At 70.0% G+C, this 17,472-nt stretch carries 18 protein-coding genes; 7 read left to right on the top strand and 11 right to left on the bottom strand.

The genetic code is table 11. The annotated features are described in order from the left end of the window. Positions 1-8 precede the first annotated feature (8 nt). Positions 9-734 (bottom strand): DedA family protein, encoded by a 726-nt coding sequence (locus tag AA0Y20_RS06765; protein ID WP_413332306.1) that lies wholly within the window; start codon positions 732-734, stop codon positions 9-11. A gap of 99 nt (positions 735-833) precedes the next feature. Here AA0Y20_RS06765 and aspS point away from each other — a divergent pair, with 99 nt between their 5' ends. Next, complete coding sequence (gene aspS / locus AA0Y20_RS06760; protein WP_412938259.1) at positions 834-2,174, top strand: aspartate--tRNA(Asn) ligase; 1,341 nt, start codon at positions 834-836, stop codon at positions 2,172-2,174. Positions 2,175-2,264: 90 nt separating this feature from the next. Next, on the top strand, positions 2,265-3,458 hold the full coding sequence (locus AA0Y20_RS06755; protein WP_412938257.1) for a mechanosensitive ion channel family protein: 1,194 nt from the start codon (positions 2,265-2,267) through the stop codon (positions 3,456-3,458). 53 nt (positions 3,459-3,511) lie between these two features. On the opposite strand, the gene AA0Y20_RS06750 is transcribed toward AA0Y20_RS06755, so the two are convergent. From AA0Y20_RS06750 to AA0Y20_RS06725, 6 genes are all read right to left on the bottom strand, one after another. Then, positions 3,512-3,814 (bottom strand): Dabb family protein, encoded by a 303-nt coding sequence (locus tag AA0Y20_RS06750; RefSeq protein WP_412938255.1) that lies wholly within the window; start codon positions 3,812-3,814, stop codon positions 3,512-3,514. After that, positions 3,811-4,098, bottom strand: coding sequence for a glutaredoxin family protein (locus tag AA0Y20_RS06745; protein ID WP_412938253.1), 288 nt, complete (start codon positions 4,096-4,098; stop codon positions 3,811-3,813). Before AA0Y20_RS06745 ends, AA0Y20_RS06750 begins: the two co-directional genes overlap by 4 nt. 16 nt (positions 4,099-4,114) lie before the next feature. After that, entirely contained in the window at positions 4,115-4,408 is a 294-nt protein-coding gene (locus tag AA0Y20_RS06740) for a rhodanese-like domain-containing protein (RefSeq protein ID WP_412938252.1), read from the bottom strand. Between the two features lie 114 nt (positions 4,409-4,522). Continuing rightward, the gene (locus AA0Y20_RS06735) at positions 4,523-4,621 is read right to left on the bottom strand and encodes a 30S ribosomal protein bS22 (RefSeq protein ID WP_003792170.1); all 99 of its coding nucleotides are present in this window, start codon (positions 4,619-4,621) and stop codon (positions 4,523-4,525) included. Positions 4,622-4,704: 83 nt separating this feature from the next. Further along, positions 4,705-4,896, bottom strand: a complete 192-nt coding sequence (locus AA0Y20_RS06730; protein ID WP_023952227.1) for a helix-turn-helix domain-containing protein — start codon at positions 4,894-4,896, stop codon at positions 4,705-4,707. A 99-nt stretch (positions 4,897-4,995) separates the two neighbouring features. Beyond that, positions 4,996-5,403, bottom strand: a complete 408-nt coding sequence (locus AA0Y20_RS06725) for an ArsR/SmtB family transcription factor (RefSeq protein WP_412938250.1) — start codon at positions 5,401-5,403, stop codon at positions 4,996-4,998. Between the two features lie 99 nt (positions 5,404-5,502). Here AA0Y20_RS06725 and AA0Y20_RS06720 point away from each other — a divergent pair, with 99 nt between their 5' ends. Then, positions 5,503-6,945 carry a TrkH family potassium uptake protein gene (locus AA0Y20_RS06720; RefSeq protein WP_412938249.1) on the top strand — a complete coding sequence of 481 codons (1,443 nt, stop codon included), beginning with the start codon at positions 5,503-5,505 and terminating at the stop codon, positions 6,943-6,945. Next, positions 6,938-7,609: a potassium channel family protein gene (locus AA0Y20_RS06715; protein ID WP_412938248.1), complete on the top strand. Its 672-nt coding sequence runs from the start codon at positions 6,938-6,940 to the stop codon at positions 7,607-7,609. The genes AA0Y20_RS06720 and AA0Y20_RS06715 overlap by 8 nt, the downstream gene beginning before the upstream one ends. 96 nt (positions 7,610-7,705) lie before the next feature. Here AA0Y20_RS06715 and proC read toward each other — a convergent pair whose 3' ends face one another. Further along, positions 7,706-8,548 (bottom strand): pyrroline-5-carboxylate reductase, encoded by an 843-nt coding sequence (gene proC, locus AA0Y20_RS06710; protein ID WP_412938247.1) that lies wholly within the window; start codon positions 8,546-8,548, stop codon positions 7,706-7,708. Positions 8,549-8,662: 114 nt separating this feature from the next. Between proC and AA0Y20_RS06705 the strand changes: the two genes are divergently transcribed. Then, complete coding sequence (locus AA0Y20_RS06705; RefSeq protein WP_412938245.1) at positions 8,663-9,781, top strand: alpha/beta hydrolase; 1,119 nt, start codon at positions 8,663-8,665, stop codon at positions 9,779-9,781. Positions 9,782-9,823: 42 nt separating this feature from the next. Here the strand turns inward: AA0Y20_RS06705 and AA0Y20_RS06700 are convergent, their stop codons facing one another. Next, positions 9,824-10,255, bottom strand: a complete 432-nt coding sequence (locus AA0Y20_RS06700) for a nucleoside deaminase (RefSeq protein ID WP_412939716.1) — start codon at positions 10,253-10,255, stop codon at positions 9,824-9,826. 87 nt (positions 10,256-10,342) lie between these two features. Here AA0Y20_RS06700 and upp point away from each other — a divergent pair, with 87 nt between their 5' ends. After that, a complete protein-coding gene (gene upp, locus AA0Y20_RS06695; protein ID WP_120263337.1) occupies positions 10,343-10,978 on the top strand; it encodes a uracil phosphoribosyltransferase in 636 nt (211 codons plus the stop codon). Positions 10,979-11,083: 105 nt separating this feature from the next. On the opposite strand, the gene AA0Y20_RS06690 is transcribed toward upp, so the two are convergent. Then, positions 11,084-14,593, bottom strand: a complete 3,510-nt coding sequence (locus tag AA0Y20_RS06690; RefSeq protein WP_412938244.1) for a TM0106 family RecB-like putative nuclease — start codon at positions 14,591-14,593, stop codon at positions 11,084-11,086. 70 nt (positions 14,594-14,663) lie between these two features. On the opposite strand from AA0Y20_RS06690, the gene AA0Y20_RS06685 reads away from it, so the two are divergent. Then, positions 14,664-16,733 carry an NAD(+) synthase gene (locus tag AA0Y20_RS06685; protein ID WP_412938243.1) on the top strand — a complete coding sequence of 690 codons (2,070 nt, stop codon included), beginning with the start codon at positions 14,664-14,666 and terminating at the stop codon, positions 16,731-16,733. 15 nt (positions 16,734-16,748) lie between these two features. Here AA0Y20_RS06685 and AA0Y20_RS06680 read toward each other — a convergent pair whose 3' ends face one another. Then, entirely contained in the window at positions 16,749-17,330 is a 582-nt protein-coding gene (locus AA0Y20_RS06680) for a hypothetical protein (RefSeq protein WP_412938242.1), read from the bottom strand. Positions 17,331-17,472: the final 142 nt, after the last annotated feature.

The following is a 17,472-nucleotide window of genomic DNA, read 5'->3' as shown; positions in this document are numbered from 1 at the left end:
GCGAGCCGTCAGGGGCCCTCGGGGCTCGGCTCCGGGGCGGGCCCCGATCCCGAGGTCCGGCCGCGTCGCAGGTCGCGCACGCGCGCGACGACGAACCACACCACGAGCACGGCGACGACGATGATCACGATCAGCTGGAAGATCTCGGCGTACTGCTCGACGATGTGCCAGTTCTCGCCCAGGAGGAACCCGGCCATCACGAAGATGGAGTTCCAGATGAGACTGCCTGCCGTCGTGAGCAGCCCGAACTTCCACCAGTGCATCCGCGCCACCCCGGCCGGGATCGAGATGAGGCTGCGGAAGAGCGGCACCATGCGGCCGAAGAACACCGCGATCGAGCCGTGCTTCTCGAACCAGTGGACCGAGCGCACGACGTCGTCGCCGGTCACCAGGGGGATGCGGTCGGCGATGCGCCGGAGACGATCGGCTCCGAGCCAGCGGCCGAGGAAGTACAGGATGTAGGCCCCGAAGACCGACCCGAAGGTGGTCCACAGGATCGCCTCGGCGAGCGTGAACGAGCCCCGCGATGCCGCCAGCCCCGCCATCGGGAGCACGACCTCGCTCGGGATCGGCGGGAAGAGGTTGTCCATCCCGACCGCGATCGCGGCGCCGGCCGGACCGATCGTGTCCATGAGCGAGACGGTCCAGTCCGCGAGCGTCGTCAGCCACGACCCGCCCTTGTCGGCGGCGGGCGCCGACGCATGGGGGCCGGCGGTGTGGGTCATGACGGTCATCGGGTGCCTTCGCGCTCGGTGATCGGATGCCCGGACGGGCCCCGCGCACAGCCTAGGGGCGCGACGTCGGAGATAGCTGGACGCGTAGACTCTCCCCTCGTGAGTGAACGCGTTCTCGTCCAGCAGCTGCAGGCCCGCCCCGACGGCCCCGTTTCGGTGTCCGGATGGGTCGAGACCGTCCGCGATCAGAAGAAGGTGCAGTTCGTCATCCTCCGCGACGAGACCGGCGCCGTGCAGCTGGTCAACCCCGCGACGCGCCCGGCAGAGGACGGCAGCGAGCAGGATGCCGCGGCCCTCGCCCTCACCGAGCTGATCTCGAACCTCTCGACGGGCACCTTCCTCACCGTCACGGGCGAGCTCAAGCACGACGAGCGCGTCAAGCTCGGCGGCGTCGAGATCAAGATCGGCGCTCTCGACATCGCGGCGGCGGCCCTGCCCGAGACGCCCATCGCAGCCGACTCCGGGCTGGACAAGCGCATGGACTGGCGCTTCCTCGACCTGCGCCAGCGCCGCAACAACCTGATCTTCCGCGTGCAGACGACCCTCGAGCACGCCATGCGCACCTACTGGATCGAGCGCGACTACATCGAGATCCACTCCCCCAAGCTCATGGCGTCGGCGTCGGAGTCCGCCGCCGAGCTGTTCGAGGTGCCCTACTTCGAGGACAAGACCGCGTACCTCGCGCAGAGCCCGCAGTTCTTCAAGCAGATGGCGCAGTCGGCTGGCTTCGGCAAGATCTTCGAGATCGGTGATGTCTTCCGCGCCGACCCGTCGTTCACCTCGCGGCACGCGACCGAGTTCACCTCGATCGACGCCGAGATCAGCTGGATCGACTCGCACGAGGACGTCGCCGCCATGCAGGAGGAGCTCCTGCAGTTCGCGTTCCAGGCGGTCAAGGACAAGCACGGCGACGAGATCGCCGAGCTGTTCGGCGTCGAGGTTCAGGTTCCGCAGACTCCGTTCCCGCGCATCCCCCTCGCCGAGGCCCGGGAGATCGTCGCGGCTCGCGGCTACGACATCCCGCGCACGGACGGCGACCTCGATCCCGAGGGCGAGCGCCAGATCTCGGCTCACGTCCTCGAGACCTACGGGCACCAGTTCGTCTTCATCACCGACTACCACCCCGAGATCCGCGCGTTCTACCACATGCGCGACGAGGAGACCGGGCTGACGAAGTCGTATGACCTCCTCTTCAACGGCGTCGAGATCACGACGGGCGCGCAGCGCGAGCACCGCGTCGACGTGCTCATCGAGCAGGCCAAGGAGAAGGGTCTCGAGCCCGAGCACCTCGACTTCTACCTCGACTTCTTCCGCTACGGCGCCCCGCCGCACGGCGGCTTCGGCATGGGCCTCGCCCGCGTGCTGATGCTGCTGCTCGGCGAGTCGTCGATCCGCGAGGTCACCTACCTCTTCCGCGGCCCGACGCGCCTCGCCCCGTAACACATCCCCCCACGCACCCGGCAAGCGATCAGCCGGCGTTCGCCGTCGCACGTATCGTGGCTTCTTCCGTGACGAAAGGAGCAGGACGTTATGTGGGACGGGTGGATGGATTTCGCCATCGCGGTGCTGGTGGGCCTCGCGGTCGCGATCGTCGTTGCGGTGGTGGCGCACGTCGCGCTGCGCATAGCCGCGCGACGGCAGCGCTGGCCCGAGGTGCTCGGCCGCCGTTCGCGGGCGCCGTTCCGTTCGCTGCTCGTCGCCATCGGACTGTGGGCAGCGGTCCAGACGACGTTCCCCGACGATCTGTGGAGGTCGGTGCTGGGGCAGATCCTGACGATCGCCATCATCGCCGCGAGCGCCTGGCTGCTCGCATCCCTCGTGCTCGTCGTCACCGACGTGGCTCTGGGCCGGTACCGCATCGACGTGCCCGACAACCGCGTCGCCCGTCGCATCCGCACGCAGATGCTGATCGTGCGACGCCTCGCCGTCGCGATCATCATCGTGATCGGCATCGGGGCGGTGCTGCTGACGTTCGACTCGGTGCGGGCCGTCGGCGCGAGCGTCCTCGCCTCCGCGGGGATCGCGTCGGTGGTCGCAGGACTCGCTGCCCAGTCCGTGCTCGCCAACGTCTTCGCGGGCCTGCAGATCGTCTTCAGCGACGCCCTGCGCGTCGATGACGTCGTCGTGGCCGACGGCGAGTGGGGCCGCGTCGGGGAGATCACCCTCAGCTACGTCGTGCTCGACCTCTGGGATGACCGGCGCCTGGTCCTGCCGTGCACCTACTTCACCACGACCCCATTCGAGAACTGGACGCGCCGCGGCTCAGAGCTGCTGGGTGCCGTCGAGATGGACCTCGACTGGAATGTCTCCCCCGCCGCGATGCGCACCCACCTGCACGACGTGCTCGAGAAGACCGACCTCTGGGACCGCCGGGCGTCGGTGCTCCAGGTGACGGACGCCGTCGCCGGCTATGTGCGCGTTCGCATCCTGGTCACGGCGAAGGACGCCCCCACGCTGTTCGACCTCCGCTGCCTCGTGCGTGAAGCGATGGTCACGTGGGTGCAGCGCACGATGCCGCAGGCCGTCCCGGTGCAGCGGATCGTGATGTCGGATGCCGCGGCCACGGCCCACGGCAGCGACCACCACATCACGCACGACCCCACACCGACCAACGACGGGCTCTTCACCGGCAGCGCGGAGGCCGAGCGTCGGGCGAGCACATTCACCAACGCGATCCCGGTGATCGTGGCCGACGAGCTCGCCGAGCGCGATCGGCGCGACTGACACGCGTCCGCCGGGCCGGACCGGCTCAGACCTCTCGGCTCAGACCTCTCGGCTCAGACCTCGAAGTCGACGGAGATGCGGCTCGCGACCACCCCGCGGACGTAGGCCGCGACCTCCTGGTGAGCCGGGTGCACCTGGTACTCCTCGAGCCCCGCGACATCGTCGAAGTCGGCGACGAGCGCGACATCGCCGTTGACATCGGCGTAGGCCGCGTTCGGCCCGATGCTCAGGGAGCGGATCGAGGGCACGACGCCGACGAGGCCCCGGATGCGACGCGCCACTTCGGCGGCGTGCTCGGCTCGGGTCTCGGCGTCTTCGGCGGACAGCTTCCAGGCGACGACGTGGCGGATGGTCATGCGGACTCCTCGGTCAGGGTCGTGTCGGTCGGGGTTTCGTCGGTCAGCGCGGCGCGCAGCCGGTCGGCGGAGACGCGCCAGTGCGCGTGCAGGCGGTCGTCGATCAGCACGACGGGGATCTTCTCCCACCATTGCTCGAAAAGCGACGGATCGTCGAAGATCGACCTCTCCACGACGTCGACCTCGGTGTCGGCGGGCAGGTCTGCCACGACGGTGTCGACGATCTCGCGAGCGACGTCGCAGAGGTGACAGCCGGGCTTGGAGATGAGGGTCAGCGTGGCCATCGGGCGCGAGACGGTGTCAGTGCTCGAGCTCGAAGCCGCGCGCGGCCCACTCGCCGGTGCCGCCGGTGACGTTCGTGGCGTCGTAGCCGCGGGCCTCGAGTGCGGTGACCACCTGGGCCGAGCGTCCCCCCGCCTGGCAGATGACGTCGAATGCGCCGTCGGGCAGCTCGCCGATGCGCTCACCGAGCTGCGACATGGGGATGCTGATCGCGCCGGGGACGCGTCCGGCTGCGTACTCGTGATCTTCGCGCACGTCGATCAGGGGGATGTCGCGGCCCGCGCGGAGCTCGTCGATGGTGATGGATTTCATGCTCGTTCCTCCACGTTCAGCCTAGGCCGCGGCGCGTCGGGTCGGCGGCATCCGGAAAGCACGAAGCGCCCCTCGGCCGGAGCCGAATGGGGCGCTCAGTGACGTCGCCGCGACTTACTTCTTGTTGCGGCGCTGGTGGCGAGTCTTGCGAAGCAGCTTGCGGTGCTTCTTCTTCGCCATGCGCTTGCGGCGCTTCTTGATGACAGAACCCACGGAAAACCTCACTATGTCAGGGTCTGGACGCATCTCTTCTGCGTCCGGGAACAGGCACCTCGCGAAAAATGCCTCGGATCAGTCTAGCCGACGTCGGCGATCGGCCGTTGCACGACGTCGCGGACCGCCGATTCGGGGACGCGGTAGCTTCGGCCGAACCGGACAGCCGGCAGCTCACCCGAATGCACGAGGCGGTACACCGTCATCTTCGACACCCGCATGATCTCGGCCACCTCCGCAACAGTGAGGAAGCGCACATCGGGCAGCTCGGCCATCGTCATCCCTTTCCCCGGATGCGAACACTCTAGGGGCCGGGCGCGACGCGTGTAAACCGAAGTGACGCCTGTTGCCTCCAGGCGGGGAGAGTGCGAGGGTCAGCGCGCGGAACGCTTGCCGAACACGCTCGTGACGGCGTGCTTCGCGGATGCGGCGGCCCGACCGACCAGCTCCGCTGCGGCGACCGCCTGCTCGGGCAGGGCGGCGGCGGGCTCGGCGTCGTACGCCTCCGACGAGAGGAATGGCACCAGCCAGTCGTCGACGACGTCGAGCGGCTCGGGTGACAAGCTGTAGTAGCGGTGCTGCCCCTCCTCGCGCACGGTCACGAGCTCGGCGCCGCGCAGCACCTTGAGGTGCTTGGAGATCGTCGGCTGGCTCACGCCCAGCTCGTTGACGATCTGCGAGACGCTCGTCCCGGAGGAGCGCGGATCGGAGTCCCGATCGAGCAAGAGCCGCAGGATGTCCCGACGGGTACCGTCGGCGATCACGTCGAAGATGTCCGCCATGCATTCAGGTTAGTCGGCGCGCGCGCCCGAGTACCATGACATCGGCACCGACCTACCGCGGCGCCGGAGCAACAGCTGCGATCGTGGGGAGGAACACGCATGGCGGACAGGTCCGTCGGCGCGATCGTCCTCACCCGCCTCGGCGACTTCGGGCGCAGCGCTTGGGACGCCGGTCGCGATCTTGCGACGGCCTCGCCCTCACGCTTCGCTGTGCTGATCTTCTCGACGCTGATCCTCGTCTTCACGACGCTGTTCTCGCTGCCCGCGGCATCCGCGTCGGGACGGGCGACTCCGTTCGCCGACGCCCTCTTCACCGCCGTCTCGACGATCTGCGTCGCGGGTCTCGCGACCGTCGACATGGCCACGCACTGGTCGCCCTTCGGGCATGTCCTCATCTACATCGGCGTCAATGTCGGCGCGCTCGGCGTCCTCACCCTCGCGTCGATCCTCGGGCTCGTCATCTCCAAGCGCCTCGGCCTGCGAGCGAAGCTCATCGCCGCCGGCGACAGCAATCCGATGCGCGCGCACGGCGGTCCCGTGAACGAAGGCCAGGCCGTCCGGCTCGGCGAGGTCGGCCTGCTGCTGCGCACCGTCGCGCTGTCGACGCTCGTCATCGAGGCGGGCCTCGCGATCCTGCTGTACCCCTCGCTGCTGCTCGGCGGCGTCGATCCGCTCACCGCCCTGTGGGAGGCCCCGTACTACGCGGCGATGGCCTTCACCAACACCGGCTTCTCGCCGAACGCCGAGGGACTGCAGCCGTTCGCGCAGGACTACGTGATGCTCACGGTGCTCATGGCCGGGGTGTTCCTCGGGTCGATCGGGTTCCCGGTGATCTTCACGCTCTGGCGGCATCAGTGGCACGTGCGCGCCTGGTCGCTCCACGCCAAGCTCACGATCATCACCACGATCATCCTGTTCTTCACCGGTGCGGGCGTCTTCCTCCTCCTCGAGTACGACAATCCGGCGACCTTCGGGTCGATGGAGGCGTGGGACACCACCTTCCAGGCGTTCTTCATCTCGGCCATGACCCGCTCGGGCGGCTTCTCGATCATCGACATCGGCGAGATGCACGGTTCGTCCCTCATCGTCGGATCGATGCTCATGTTCGTCGGCGGCGGCTCAGCCTCCACCGCCGGCGGCATCAAGGTCACCACGCTCGCCGTGCTCGCCCTCGCCGTCTGGTCCGAGGCGAAGGGACGCCCGTCGGTTCAGGTCTTCGGTCGCCGCATCCCGAGCGACGTGCAGCGCGTGGCGCTGTCCGTCGTCGCGTGGAGCGCCACGATCGTCGCGGTCGGCACCGTGACCATCGCGCAGATCACGAAGGCACCGGTCGACGAAGTGCTCTTCGACGTCATCTCCGGATTCGCGACCGTCGGCCTGTCGACAGGCTTGACCGCCGAACTCCCCGAGCCCGCGGTGTACGTCATGGCCCTCGTCATGTTCATGGGACGCGTTGGTACAGTGACTCTCGCTGCAGCGGTGGCCGCGGCATCCCGTTCGCAGTTGTACGCCCTGCCCGTCGAAAGGCCGATCGTTGGTTGAGCAGATCCGAAGCGACGCGCCCGTGCTGGTCATCGGGCTGGGGCGTTTCGGCGCCGCCTGCGCCGGCGAGCTCGACCGTCTCGACCGCGAGGTCCTCGCGATCGACGACAACCTCGAGCTCGTGCAGAAGTGGTCGGAGCGCGTCACGCACGCCGTCCAGACGGACGCCCGCAATCTCGACGCGCTGAAGCAGATCGGCGCGCAGGACTTCCAGGTCGCCGTCGTCGCCGTCGGCTCGTCGATCGAGGCGTCCGTGCTCATCACCGCGAACCTCGTCGACCTGAAGGTCCCGCAGATCTGGGCGAAGGCCGTGTCGCAGTCGCACGGCAAGATCCTCGCCCGTGTCGGCGCGAATCACGTCGTGTACCCCGAGCGCGAGGCCGGCGAGCGTGTCGCGCACCTCGTCAGCGGACGCATGCTCGACTTCATCCGCTTCGACGACGACTTCGTGCTGGCGAAGATGTACCCGCCGAAGTTCATCCGCGGCGTGGGCCTCAACGAGTCGGGTGTGCGGACGAAGTACCGCGTCACGGTCGTCGGTGTGAAGAGCCCCGGCAAGCCGTTCCGCTACGCCGAGGCCGACACCGTCGTCACCAACCACGACCTCATCATCGTCTCGGGCACGAACTCCGACATCGAGCGCTTCGCCTCCCTCGACCGCTGACCCGGCTTCGCCGCCGCGAGGTCCCCGTTCGGCCGCTCATGCGCGCCGCATACCGGGCCCAAGCGGGACCTCGGGGGATGTCGCGGGGCCTCGGGGTCAGGCGCCGGCGGCGAGCTCGCGGGCACGAGCGAGCGCCGCGTCGGTCGCCCGGGCGAAGACGTCGTCGAGGCGGGCCTCCTGCAGCACGGCGATGGCACGCTCGGTCGTGCCCTTGGGGCTCGTGACGCGGCGGCGCAGCTCGGCCGGGTCCTCACCGGATGCATCGAGCAGGGCGGCCGCGCCGATGAAGGTCTGCTCGGCCATCACACGTGCCTCGGGTTCGGCGAAGCCCTTGCCGATCGCGGCGCGGGTGAGCTCCTCGATCAGCAGGAAGACGTAGGCGGGGCCCGAGCCGGAGATCGTCGAGAGGGCGTCGATCTGCGCTTCCGGCACCTCGACGACTACGCCGCAGGTCTCGAACAGGGAACGTACCGTCGCCCGGTGGTCATCGGATGCCGCGGGCCCGGCAGCCAGCCCGGTGACGGCCTTCCCGACCACGGCAGGCGTGTTGGGCATCGAGCGGATGACGGCGACCTCGGCGCCGAGGATGTCGGCGAACGTGTCGATCGTGACGCCGGCGGCGAGGCTCACCACCACCGCACCGGGGCGCAGCACGGGAGCGATCTCGCGCAGCAGGTCGGGCACCATCGCGGGCTTGACTCCGATCAGCACGACGTCGGCCGCGGCGGCCGCATCCGTGTTCCCCGTGGGGGCGTCGGCGAGGGCGACGCTCGTCACTCCGGGCAGATCGGCGAGCGCGGCGGCCTTCTCTGCGGTGCGGTTGGTGACGGTCACTCCCCCGGCGGCGGCACCCGAGGCCACGAGGCCCGACAGCACGGCACCCCCCATCGAACCGGCTCCGAGGATGGCGATCGGGGGCAGGGCGACGACGTCGGGCATGCGGCCATCTTAAGTCCGGCCGTTTCCCAGCGGAGGGAACAGCTGCGAGGTAGAGTCGAAGCGTCCGCGGGCGCGGAAGCGCTCGCTGCGCAGAGCAGAGCGAAGGATCCCGCCATGCCCCTCTTCGACGGCATCACGCCACGCACCATCGAGACATCGCGCCTGGCGGTGAACATCCTCGAGCGCGCGGCAGACGACCCCGAGACTCCGGCGGAGCGCACGCTCGTGCTGCTTCACACGGCTCCCGGGTCGAGCCTGTTCTGGCAGGAGATCATCGAGGACCTGCCGAGCGACGTCCGCCCGATCGCGGTCGACCTCCGCGGCTTCGGCGAGACCGAGCGTCTGCCCGTCGATGCGACACGGGGTGTGCGCGACTTCTCCGACGACGTGCGGGCGACGCTCGAGGCGCTGGATCTCGATGCCGTCCACCTCGTGGGCTGGGGTATGGGCGCCGCCGTCGCGATGCAGTACGCGCTCGAGCACCGCGTGCTCTCGCTCAGCCTGCTCGCACCGGTGTCGCCGTTCGGTTTCGGCGGCACGCGACTCGACGGCACGCGCCTGACCGACGACGACGCCGGATGCGGCGGCGGAACCGTCAGCCCTACCCTCGTCGACCGGCTCACGGCCCGCGACGCGGGTGACGACGAGGGCACCGCCCGGTCGTTCTTCCGCACGTCGTTCGTGTCACCCGACTACGAGTCCGACAACGAGGACACGTGGGTCGAGGCGATGCTCACGACCTCGACCGCCGAGGGCAACTACCCCGGCGACAGCGTCCCGAGCGAGAACTGGCCGGGCTTCGCCGCGGGTCGGCTCGGCGTTCAGAACGCGCTCGCGCCGGGTCACTTCGACGTCTCGTCCATCGTCGACCTCGCGGCCGGCTACGACGCTCCCCCGATCCTGTGGGTGCGCGGCGGTGCGGATGTCGTCATCGCCGACGGGTCGTTCGCCGAGAGCGGCCACCTCGGCGAGATCGGCGCGATCCCCGGGTGGCCGGGAGTGGAGACGGCACCGGCACAGCAGATGGTCTCGCAGACCCGCGCCGTCTTCGATCGCTACCGCGAGGCGGGCGGGCAGGTGACCGAGGTCGTCATCGAGGGCGTCGGGCACGCCGTGCATCTCGAGCGCCCCGGCAAGGTGCGCACCGCCATCCTGTCGACGATCGGTTATCTCGGCACCCCCATCTCGCCGGCTCCGCCGACCGAGGCGATCATCCTCAGCTCCTGGGACTGACCGGCCGAGAGCTCACCGCTGCTGAGGTCACCGCTGCTGGTGTCACCGCTGCTGCGCGAAGAAGGTGCGCAGCAGCGCCGACGACTCGGCGCTGCACACGCCGGCGATGACCTCGGCCCGTACCGGCAGTCGGCGGTCGCGCACGAGGTCGTACTGCGATCCGGCGGCGCCGGCCTTGTCGTCCCATGCCCCGAAGACGAGCCGCGAGACGTGGGCCTGCAGCATCGCGCCCGCGCACATGACGCACGGCTCGAGCGTGACCGTCAGCGTGCACCCCGACAGGTTCCACGACCCGGTCGCGGCGGCCGCCGCGCGCAGCGCGACCACCTCGGCATGAGCAGTCGGGTCACCGGTCGCTTCGCGGAGGTTGCGCCCCTCGCCGATAACCGCCCCCGCGGCATCCGTCACGACGGCCCCGACGGGGATGTCGCCGGCAGCGGCGGCAGCCTCCGCGAGCTCGAGAGCGCGCGTCATGCTGCGGATGTCGCCAGCGGATGCCGTCAGGGTCACGGCACCAGCGTAGGGCCGAGAAGACGGGAGCCGTCCGCGTAGGATCATCACATGCGTGTTCACGTCGCCGACCACCCGCTCATCACCCACAAGCTCTCGGTCCTGCGCGACAAGAACACCACCTCGCCGGTGTTCCGCCAGCTGACCGAAGAGCTCGTGACGCTGCTCGCGTACGAGGCCACCCGCAACGTCCGCACCGAGCAGGTCGAGATCGAGACGCCGGTGACCCGGACGACGGGCCTCGCGATCGCCAAGCCCCGTCCCCTCGTCGTCCCGATCCTGCGCGCGGGGCTCGGGATGCTCGAGGGCATGACCAAGCTGCTCCCCACCGCCGAGGTCGGCTTCCTGGGAATGGCCCGCAACGAGGTGACGTTCGAGCCGACCACGTATGCAGAGCGTCTTCCCGACGACCTGAGCGACCGTCAGTGCTTCGTGCTCGACCCGATGCTCGCGACCGGCGGCTCGCTGGGCGCCGCGATCGACTTCATCTTCCAGCGCGGGGCGCAGGACGTCACGGCGATCTGCATCCTCGGCGCGCCCGAGGGACTCGCCGCGATCGAGAAGCAGGTCGGCGACCGCGACGTGACCCTCGTCCTGGGTTCGCTCGACGAGCGGCTCGACGAGCGCGGCTACATCGTGCCCGGTCTCGGCGACGCGGGCGACCGCCTGTACGGCACCGTCGACTGACCCGCGGCCCGCGGCCGCGGTATCGAGCGCACTTCCGCGGATGAGACGCAGTCCAAACCGCGTCCATCGTTGCGAAGTGCGCCCGATAGCAGCGAGCAGCGCGCTTCAGACCGCCCCGACGAGGCGCGCGAAGGCGCTCATCCGGGCGACGCCCTCGGGCGTGCGGGGCAGATCGTCGAGAAGACCCGTGCCGTAGACGATGTAGGCCGTGTGCTGCGCGCGCGAGACGGCGACGTTCAGGCGGTTCTGCAGCAGCAGGAACTCCAGTCCCCGAGGCGCGTCGCGCCCGGAGGATGCCGCAAGCGACACGATCGCCACCGCCGCCTCCTGGCCCTGGAAACGATCGACCGTCCCCACCGGCACCTCGGTGAAGCCGGCAGCGCCGAGAGCCTCTTCGACGAGCACCTGCTGGGCGTTGTACGGCGTGACCACGATGATGTCCCGCTGCTCGAGCGGACGCGGCGCGAGGGTCGGGTCGGGCAACCAGGAGCGGCCGAGGAGATCTGTGACGACGCGCACGACGACCTCGGCCTCCTCGGGCGACGCGGTGGCGTTGCGCCGATGGGCGACGGGCATCGGCACGACACCGGGCGCGGTGCCCTCGAGCACGCGGCCCCCCGTCGACGCATGAGCCGCGAGGCGGCCGTCGTAGGCGAGCACCGAGACCGGCTCGGCGACCTCCGGCCGCATCCGACGCGTCTCGGCGAGGAAGAATCCACGGTCGGCCGGGATGACGTGGGCGCCGTCCATGATCCAGCCGAGAGCCGACGTATCGACGGGCTCGGGGTGCGTGCCCTGACTGACCTGCGGCAGCTGCTGCGGGTCTCCCAGCAGCAGGAGTCGTGACGCCGCGACCGAGACGGCGATCGTCGAGGCGAGCGAGAACTGACCCGCCTCGTCGATGACGAGCAGATCGAGGCTGCCCCGCGGGATGCGGCCCGCATGGGTGAGGTCCCATGCGGTGCCGCCGATGACGTAGCCGTCGGGACGCGTAGCGGTGAAGTCGGCGACGCCGTTCTTCGGGATGACCGTGAAGGCTTCGTCGCCGGTGGGCTCGCCCTTCACCGCCTTGGCGATCTTCTCGCGGGGCACGCCCGCGGCGGCGATGCGATCGAGCATGTTCTCGACGACCGCGTGAGACTGCGCGACGACTCCGACCCGATATCCGCGTTCACTGACGAGTCGCGCGACGACATGCGACCCGACGTACGTCTTGCCGGTTCCGGGAGGGCCCTGGACGGCCAGGTAACTGCGATCGAGATCGAGGATGGCGCGTGAGATGTCGGCGACCGCGTCGGATCCGTCGCCGGGCAGCGATCCGGAGAGCGTGCGCGGCGGGCGACGCAGCAGCAGATCGGTCGCCGGGTCGGCAGGCAGATCGGGCGTCGCTGCGATCACGCCGTCGGCCCAGGCGTCGATCGCCGCCTGTTGGCTGCCCGCGGGGGGCGGAGCCGCCGGGGTGAGCGCGATCGGAAGCTCGGACCACATGTACGCCCCCGCGGCGAGCTCCTCGACGATCGCACCGTCGTCGAGGACCTCCACGACCCGCACGCGTCGGTCGGCGTGGATGAAGCGGGGCCGAGGATCGGTCGGGAACGGGGCCGGCGACTCGTAGATCGCGAAGGGCGAAGAGTCGACGCTCAGGCGTGTGCCCGGTGCGACCTCGCCGCGCAGCTCGAGGATGCGCCGGTCGGTGCGGGCGCCCTCGGGACGGTGCCAGTCCTCGAGCACTCGACTGCGCTCGGGCGCCACGGCGACGACGTCACGGGTGTCCTCCCACATCGAGAGGGGTTCGCGCAGACGGAGGAAGTGGGTGGCCCAGAACGATTTCGCCTCGCGCGGGTAGTAGTCGATCGCCGCCGCCCCGAGGCGGAGTGCGATCGCGGCCGGCGCTTCGGTGCCGGCGGGGTCGTCAGCGGCTGCGGCATCCGCGAGTCGAGTGAGAGCCGTCGCCCGCGGCGACGGCTCGTAGGCGCGCTCCTCGGGCTCGACGTCCGCGGACGGCCGCAACTGCGCCTCGCGCGCCCGATCGACGAGCCAATCCCGCAGGCGGCGCGTCGAGACGCAGTCGTACCGGTTGTAGTCGGCCAGGTCGGCGAGGATCGCCGCAGCACCGTCCCCGTCGCCGGCCTCGGCGAGCGCTCGCGCCTCGACGTACCGGACGATCGAGTCGTCGCCCTTCTGCACATCGCTCGTGCGGACCTCGGCCCCCATGTACAGAGGCTCGAGCTTCTTGATCGAGTACGACCGCGACCCCACGCGCAACGCGCGGCGGACGATCGGATACAGGTCGACGAACACACCGTCGCGCAGCAGACGATCGACCTCGGCCTCGCCTACGCCGTACCTCGCGGCCATCGCGAGAAGGTGCGTCGGCTCGTACGGTGCGTAGTGGTAGATGTGCATCGCCGGGTGCGCCGCGCGGTGCACGGCGACGAACTCGAGGAAGGTCTGGAACGCCGCCTTCTCCTCGTCGAAGGTGTGGGCCCACAGCGCCGAGTACTGCTCGCGCAGATCGACCCAGCCGAACAGGTAGTCGATGCCCCACTGCCGAGCCGTTCCCTCGGTGTAGAGCGGATCGCCCTCGAAGTCGAAGAACAGGTCGCCGAGGTCGGGGCGGGGAAGCGCACCGAGCGCCTTCGGGAAGACCACCTCGTAGGTGGGGACGGGAGGGCCGTCTGCCGCGAGCTCGCGCCCGGCGACCGCGACGCCCCCGGCGGGACTCTCGAGCTGCAGCCGCGCCTGGGTTCGGAGCCCGGTGAAGGTGTCCCACGACATCCGTGCGGGTGCCTCGCGCGCCTCGGCGAGGTCGTCGATCGTGGTGACTCCAGCCGCCCGCAACCGCTCCCGCTGGGTCGGCCGCATGCCTGCGACGAGCAGCAGATCGCGCGCAGCGACGACCTCGAGGTCGCACGTCGCGCAGCGTCCGCAGGCCGCGATCCGCAGATCTCCGCGGTCGTCGCCCCACGCGATGGCCTCCCCCGCCGCACCTGCGCCGACATCACGGTCGGCGATGAGAGAGCGCAGACGCTCACGGCGCAGGACGAAGACCGGCGCGATGTCGGCGCGCTCATGACGCGACGTCGTGCCATCGCCGAGCAGCAGCTCGACGTGATCGGCGACCGCCGCGCCCTCGCGATCGAGCTGGACCGCATAGGCCTCGAGCTGCATCAGCGCGGTGACGCGGGCGTGCCGCGCGAGCTTCGTGTCTTGCACGATCCACCGGTCGTCGTCGCCGCGCAGGAGGAAATCCGCGAACCCGACGAAGTCGATGTCGGAGAACGCGGCCTGATAGATGACGCGCGCGTCCGACGCGAGCGCCTGCCGCGTGAGCGCGACAGCGCGCGCCAAGCCCTCGGCGTCCGATGACCGGGTCTCGGGGATCTCGATCACGCCATCACCGAACTCAGCACGATAGGCCTCGAGCTGGCGCTCCTCGTGCCGGTCGCCGAGGCGGCCGGCGCGCTCGAGGGTCGGGTCGTCGGGCTCGTCGACCGCCGCGACGCGTCCGAGCTTGGCGTCGATCGCGCGCAGCCAAGCGAACTCGCAGTCGGCGGCGGCCTTGAGGTCGCTCGCGCTCCAGACGATCCGGCCTTCGTCCTCGATGTATCGCATGATCCCCTTCCGTTCAATGACCCTAGCCGCGGGGTGCGACACCGCCGACGCCGGTGCCAGACTGAGGAGGGTGAACGAGTCGCTCCCCTTCGCCAGCGCTTACGCCCATGGCTTCGCGCGGGTCGCCGCCTGCACCATCCCCGTGGCGATCGCAGATCCCGCCGCCAACGCCGAGGCCGTCATCGCCGAGGCGCGCGCGTGCGACGCCGACTCCGTCGCGGTCGCGGTGTTCCCCGAGCTGTGCCTCACCGGCTACGCCATCGACGACCTCGTGCTGCAGGACGCGGTGCTGGATGCCGTCGACACGGCCGTCGAGCGCATCGTCGACGCATCCGTCGACCTCATGCCGGTGCTGGTGGTCGGGGCTCCGCTCCGTCATCGCAATCGCCTCTACAACTGCGCCGTCGTGATCCACCGCGGTGAGGTCCTGGGGGTGGCGCCCAAGGCGTACCTGCCGACGTACCGCGAGTTCTACGAGCGCCGCTGGTACGCGGCCGGCGAGGAGTGGGACGGCGAGGGCATCCGCATCGGATCGCATGAGACCGTCTTCGGAACGAACCTCCTCTTCGACGTCCGCGACGTTCCCGGTCTCGTGCTCCACGCCGAGGTGTGCGAGGACATGTGGGTGCCGGTGCCCCCGTCGTCGCGTGCCGCGCTCGCGGGCGCCACGGTGCTCGTGAACCTGTCGGGATCGCCCATCACGATCGGCCGAGCCGACGATCGCCGCACGCTCGTGCAGTCGCAGTCGCTGCGGTGCCTCGCCGTCTACGCGTACGCCGCAGCGGGTCTCGGCGAGTCGACCAACGACGTCTCGTGGGACGGCCAGACCATGATCTACGAGGGCGGCTCGCTCCTCGCCGAGACCGAGCGCTTCCCCGACGGGCCGCGACGCAGCGTCGCCGACGTCGACCTCGACCGCGTGCGTCAGGACCGCTATCGGCAGGGCACGTTCGACGACAACCGCCGCACGACCGCGACCGACTTCCTGACCGTGGAGACGTTCCTGCACCCGCCCGCCGAGGACATCGGGCTGCGCCGGACGCTCGACCGGTTCCCGTTCGTCCCGGACGACCCGGCGCGTCTCGACCAGGACTGCTACGAGGCGTTCAACATCCAGGTGTCCGGCCTCGAGCAGCGGATGCGGGCCATCGGCGGCCCCCGGCCCGTGATCGGCGTGTCGGGCGGGCTCGACTCGACGCACGCGCTGCTCGTCGTCGCTCGGGCGATGGACCGCATGGGGCGCCCGCGCAGCGACATCCTCGCGTACACGATGCCCGGGTTCGCGACGAGCGACCACACGAAGTCGAACGCCGTGGCCCTCGCCGAGGCGATCGGCGCGACGATCGAGACGATCGACATCCGCCCCGCCGCGAACGAGCTCCTGCGCGGCATCGGACACCCCTACGCCTCGGGCGAGCCGGTGTACGACGTGACGTTCGAGAACGTCCAGGCCGGGGTGCGGACCGATTTCCTGTTCCGCCTCGCGAACCGCCTGAACGGCATCGTCATCGGCACCTCCGATCTCTCGGAGCTCGCGCTCGGCTGGGCGACCTACGGCGTCGGCGACCACATGAGCCACTACGCCGTCAACGTCGGCGTTCCCAAGACGCTCATGCAGCACCTCATCCGGTGGGTCATCGCGCATCGCGAGGGCACGGGCACCGACCTGTCCGACGAGGCGGTCGCCGTGCTCCAGTCGGTGCTCGACACCGAGATCAGCCCCGAGCTCGTGCCCGCCGGCGAAGACGGCAAGGTCCAGTCCACCGAGTCGACGATCGGGCCCTACGCCCTGCACGACTTCGCCCTGCATCACGTGCTGCGCTACGGCTTCCGCCCGTCGAAGATCGCCTTCCTCGCGCAGCATGCCTGGTCGGATGCCGACGCCGGCGACTGGCCGGTCGGCTTCCCGCGCGACAGCCGGTACGCATACGACCTCGCCGAGATCACCCACTGGCTGCAGGTGTTCATCAAGCGGTTCTTCGGCTTTGCGCAGTTCAAGCGCAGCGCGATCCCCAACGGACCCAAGGTCGCCGCAGCAGGCTCGCTGTCGCCGCGAGGAGACTGGCGAGCCCCGTCGGACGGCAACCCCGAGGCCTGGCTCGCCGAGCTCCGCCGGGCGCTGCCCGACCTCGTCGACTGACCGGGACCGCCCCGGTCAGGCCGTCGGCAGCGTGCCGTAGGCCAGCGTGATGAGCCACCCGTCGCGCGAGATGTCGACGAGGGTGTACTTCATGTTGCGGTCGGGGATCCAGCCGCGGTGGCGTCCCGGGTCGAGACGGACCTGCTCCGGCGCCACCCGGACACCGCGTCCGTCGGCCTCGAGCACCGCCTGCACGTGGACCCAGTGGTCGACGAGGTCGAGCGTGTCGGTGCCGGAGAACAGACGCGAGTGCTTGCGCATGCGGGCCAGGTCGGCGGGTTCGGGGTGCGCATCGCGGATGTCGATGCCGAGAGGCAGTCCCGGGTCACTGACGGCCACGACCGTCGCCGCGCGGAAGCTGGCCGTCGTGATCGCGAGCGGCACCTCGACTCCGTCGCGCGAGGCGACGAGGCGCGTGTGATACCCGAACCCGCGCGGCGCCTCGCGCTCGATGCGGACATCCTTCTCGTCGCAGCCGAGCGCCTGCGCGACGAGTTCGCGGGCGATCATCCGCCGACGGTGATGCACCGTGATCGTGGGATCCCACCCGAGCCGAGCCGTGATGCCCGCGGGCGTCTCGAGAAGTACCGTCTGCATGCCGTCGCTCCCGCCTGTGGATGGTCTGACCTCAGCTCGAGTCTAGCGATCGTGCCCGGAGGCGCCAGGGTGCATCACCGGTTCAATCCGGCGACCGGCCCACCCGCGTCCTCCCGCGACGCGACCTCGCTTAGGCTGGCGG

The sequence above is a fragment of the Microbacterium pratiae genome (assembly GCF_047302165.1).
GTDB lineage: Bacteria > Actinomycetota > Actinomycetes > Actinomycetales > Microbacteriaceae > Microbacterium.
Note: the sequence above shows the minus strand (reverse complement) of the source record. Positions and strands in the feature narration are given on the sequence as shown.

What these genes read in the sequence shown, in the direction of transcription:
- upp (WP_120263337.1), top strand. Translation starts at nt 10,343, where the DNA reads ATGCGTGTTCACGTCGCCGACCACCCGCTCATCACCCACAAGCTCTCG.
- AA0Y20_RS06705 (WP_412938245.1), top strand. Translation starts at nt 8,663, where the DNA reads ATGCCCCTCTTCGACGGCATCACGCCACGCACCATCGAGACATCGCGC.
- AA0Y20_RS06690 (WP_412938244.1), bottom strand. Translation starts at nt 14,593, where the DNA reads ATGCGATACATCGAGGACGAAGGCCGGATCGTCTGGAGCGCGAGCGAC.
- AA0Y20_RS06700 (WP_412939716.1), bottom strand. Translation starts at nt 10,255, where the DNA reads ATGACGCGCGCTCTCGAGCTCGCGGAGGCTGCCGCCGCTGCCGGCGAC.
- AA0Y20_RS06750 (WP_412938255.1), bottom strand. Translation starts at nt 3,814, where the DNA reads ATGACCATCCGCCACGTCGTCGCCTGGAAGCTGTCCGCCGAAGACGCC.
- AA0Y20_RS06720 (WP_412938249.1), top strand. Translation starts at nt 5,503, where the DNA reads ATGGCGGACAGGTCCGTCGGCGCGATCGTCCTCACCCGCCTCGGCGAC.
- AA0Y20_RS06725 (WP_412938250.1), bottom strand. Translation starts at nt 5,403, where the DNA reads ATGGCGGACATCTTCGACGTGATCGCCGACGGTACCCGTCGGGACATC.
- AA0Y20_RS06755 (WP_412938257.1), top strand. Translation starts at nt 2,265, where the DNA reads ATGTGGGACGGGTGGATGGATTTCGCCATCGCGGTGCTGGTGGGCCTC.
- AA0Y20_RS06745 (WP_412938253.1), bottom strand. Translation starts at nt 4,098, where the DNA reads ATGGCCACGCTGACCCTCATCTCCAAGCCCGGCTGTCACCTCTGCGAC.
- AA0Y20_RS06730 (WP_023952227.1), bottom strand. Translation starts at nt 4,896, where the DNA reads ATGGCCGAGCTGCCCGATGTGCGCTTCCTCACTGTTGCGGAGGTGGCC.
- AA0Y20_RS06680 (WP_412938242.1), bottom strand. Translation starts at nt 17,330, where the DNA reads ATGCAGACGGTACTTCTCGAGACGCCCGCGGGCATCACGGCTCGGCTC.
- AA0Y20_RS06765 (WP_413332306.1), bottom strand. Translation starts at nt 734, where the DNA reads ATGACCGTCATGACCCACACCGCCGGCCCCCATGCGTCGGCGCCCGCC.
- proC (WP_412938247.1), bottom strand. Translation starts at nt 8,548, where the DNA reads ATGCCCGACGTCGTCGCCCTGCCCCCGATCGCCATCCTCGGAGCCGGT.
- AA0Y20_RS06740 (WP_412938252.1), bottom strand. Translation starts at nt 4,408, where the DNA reads ATGAAATCCATCACCATCGACGAGCTCCGCGCGGGCCGCGACATCCCC.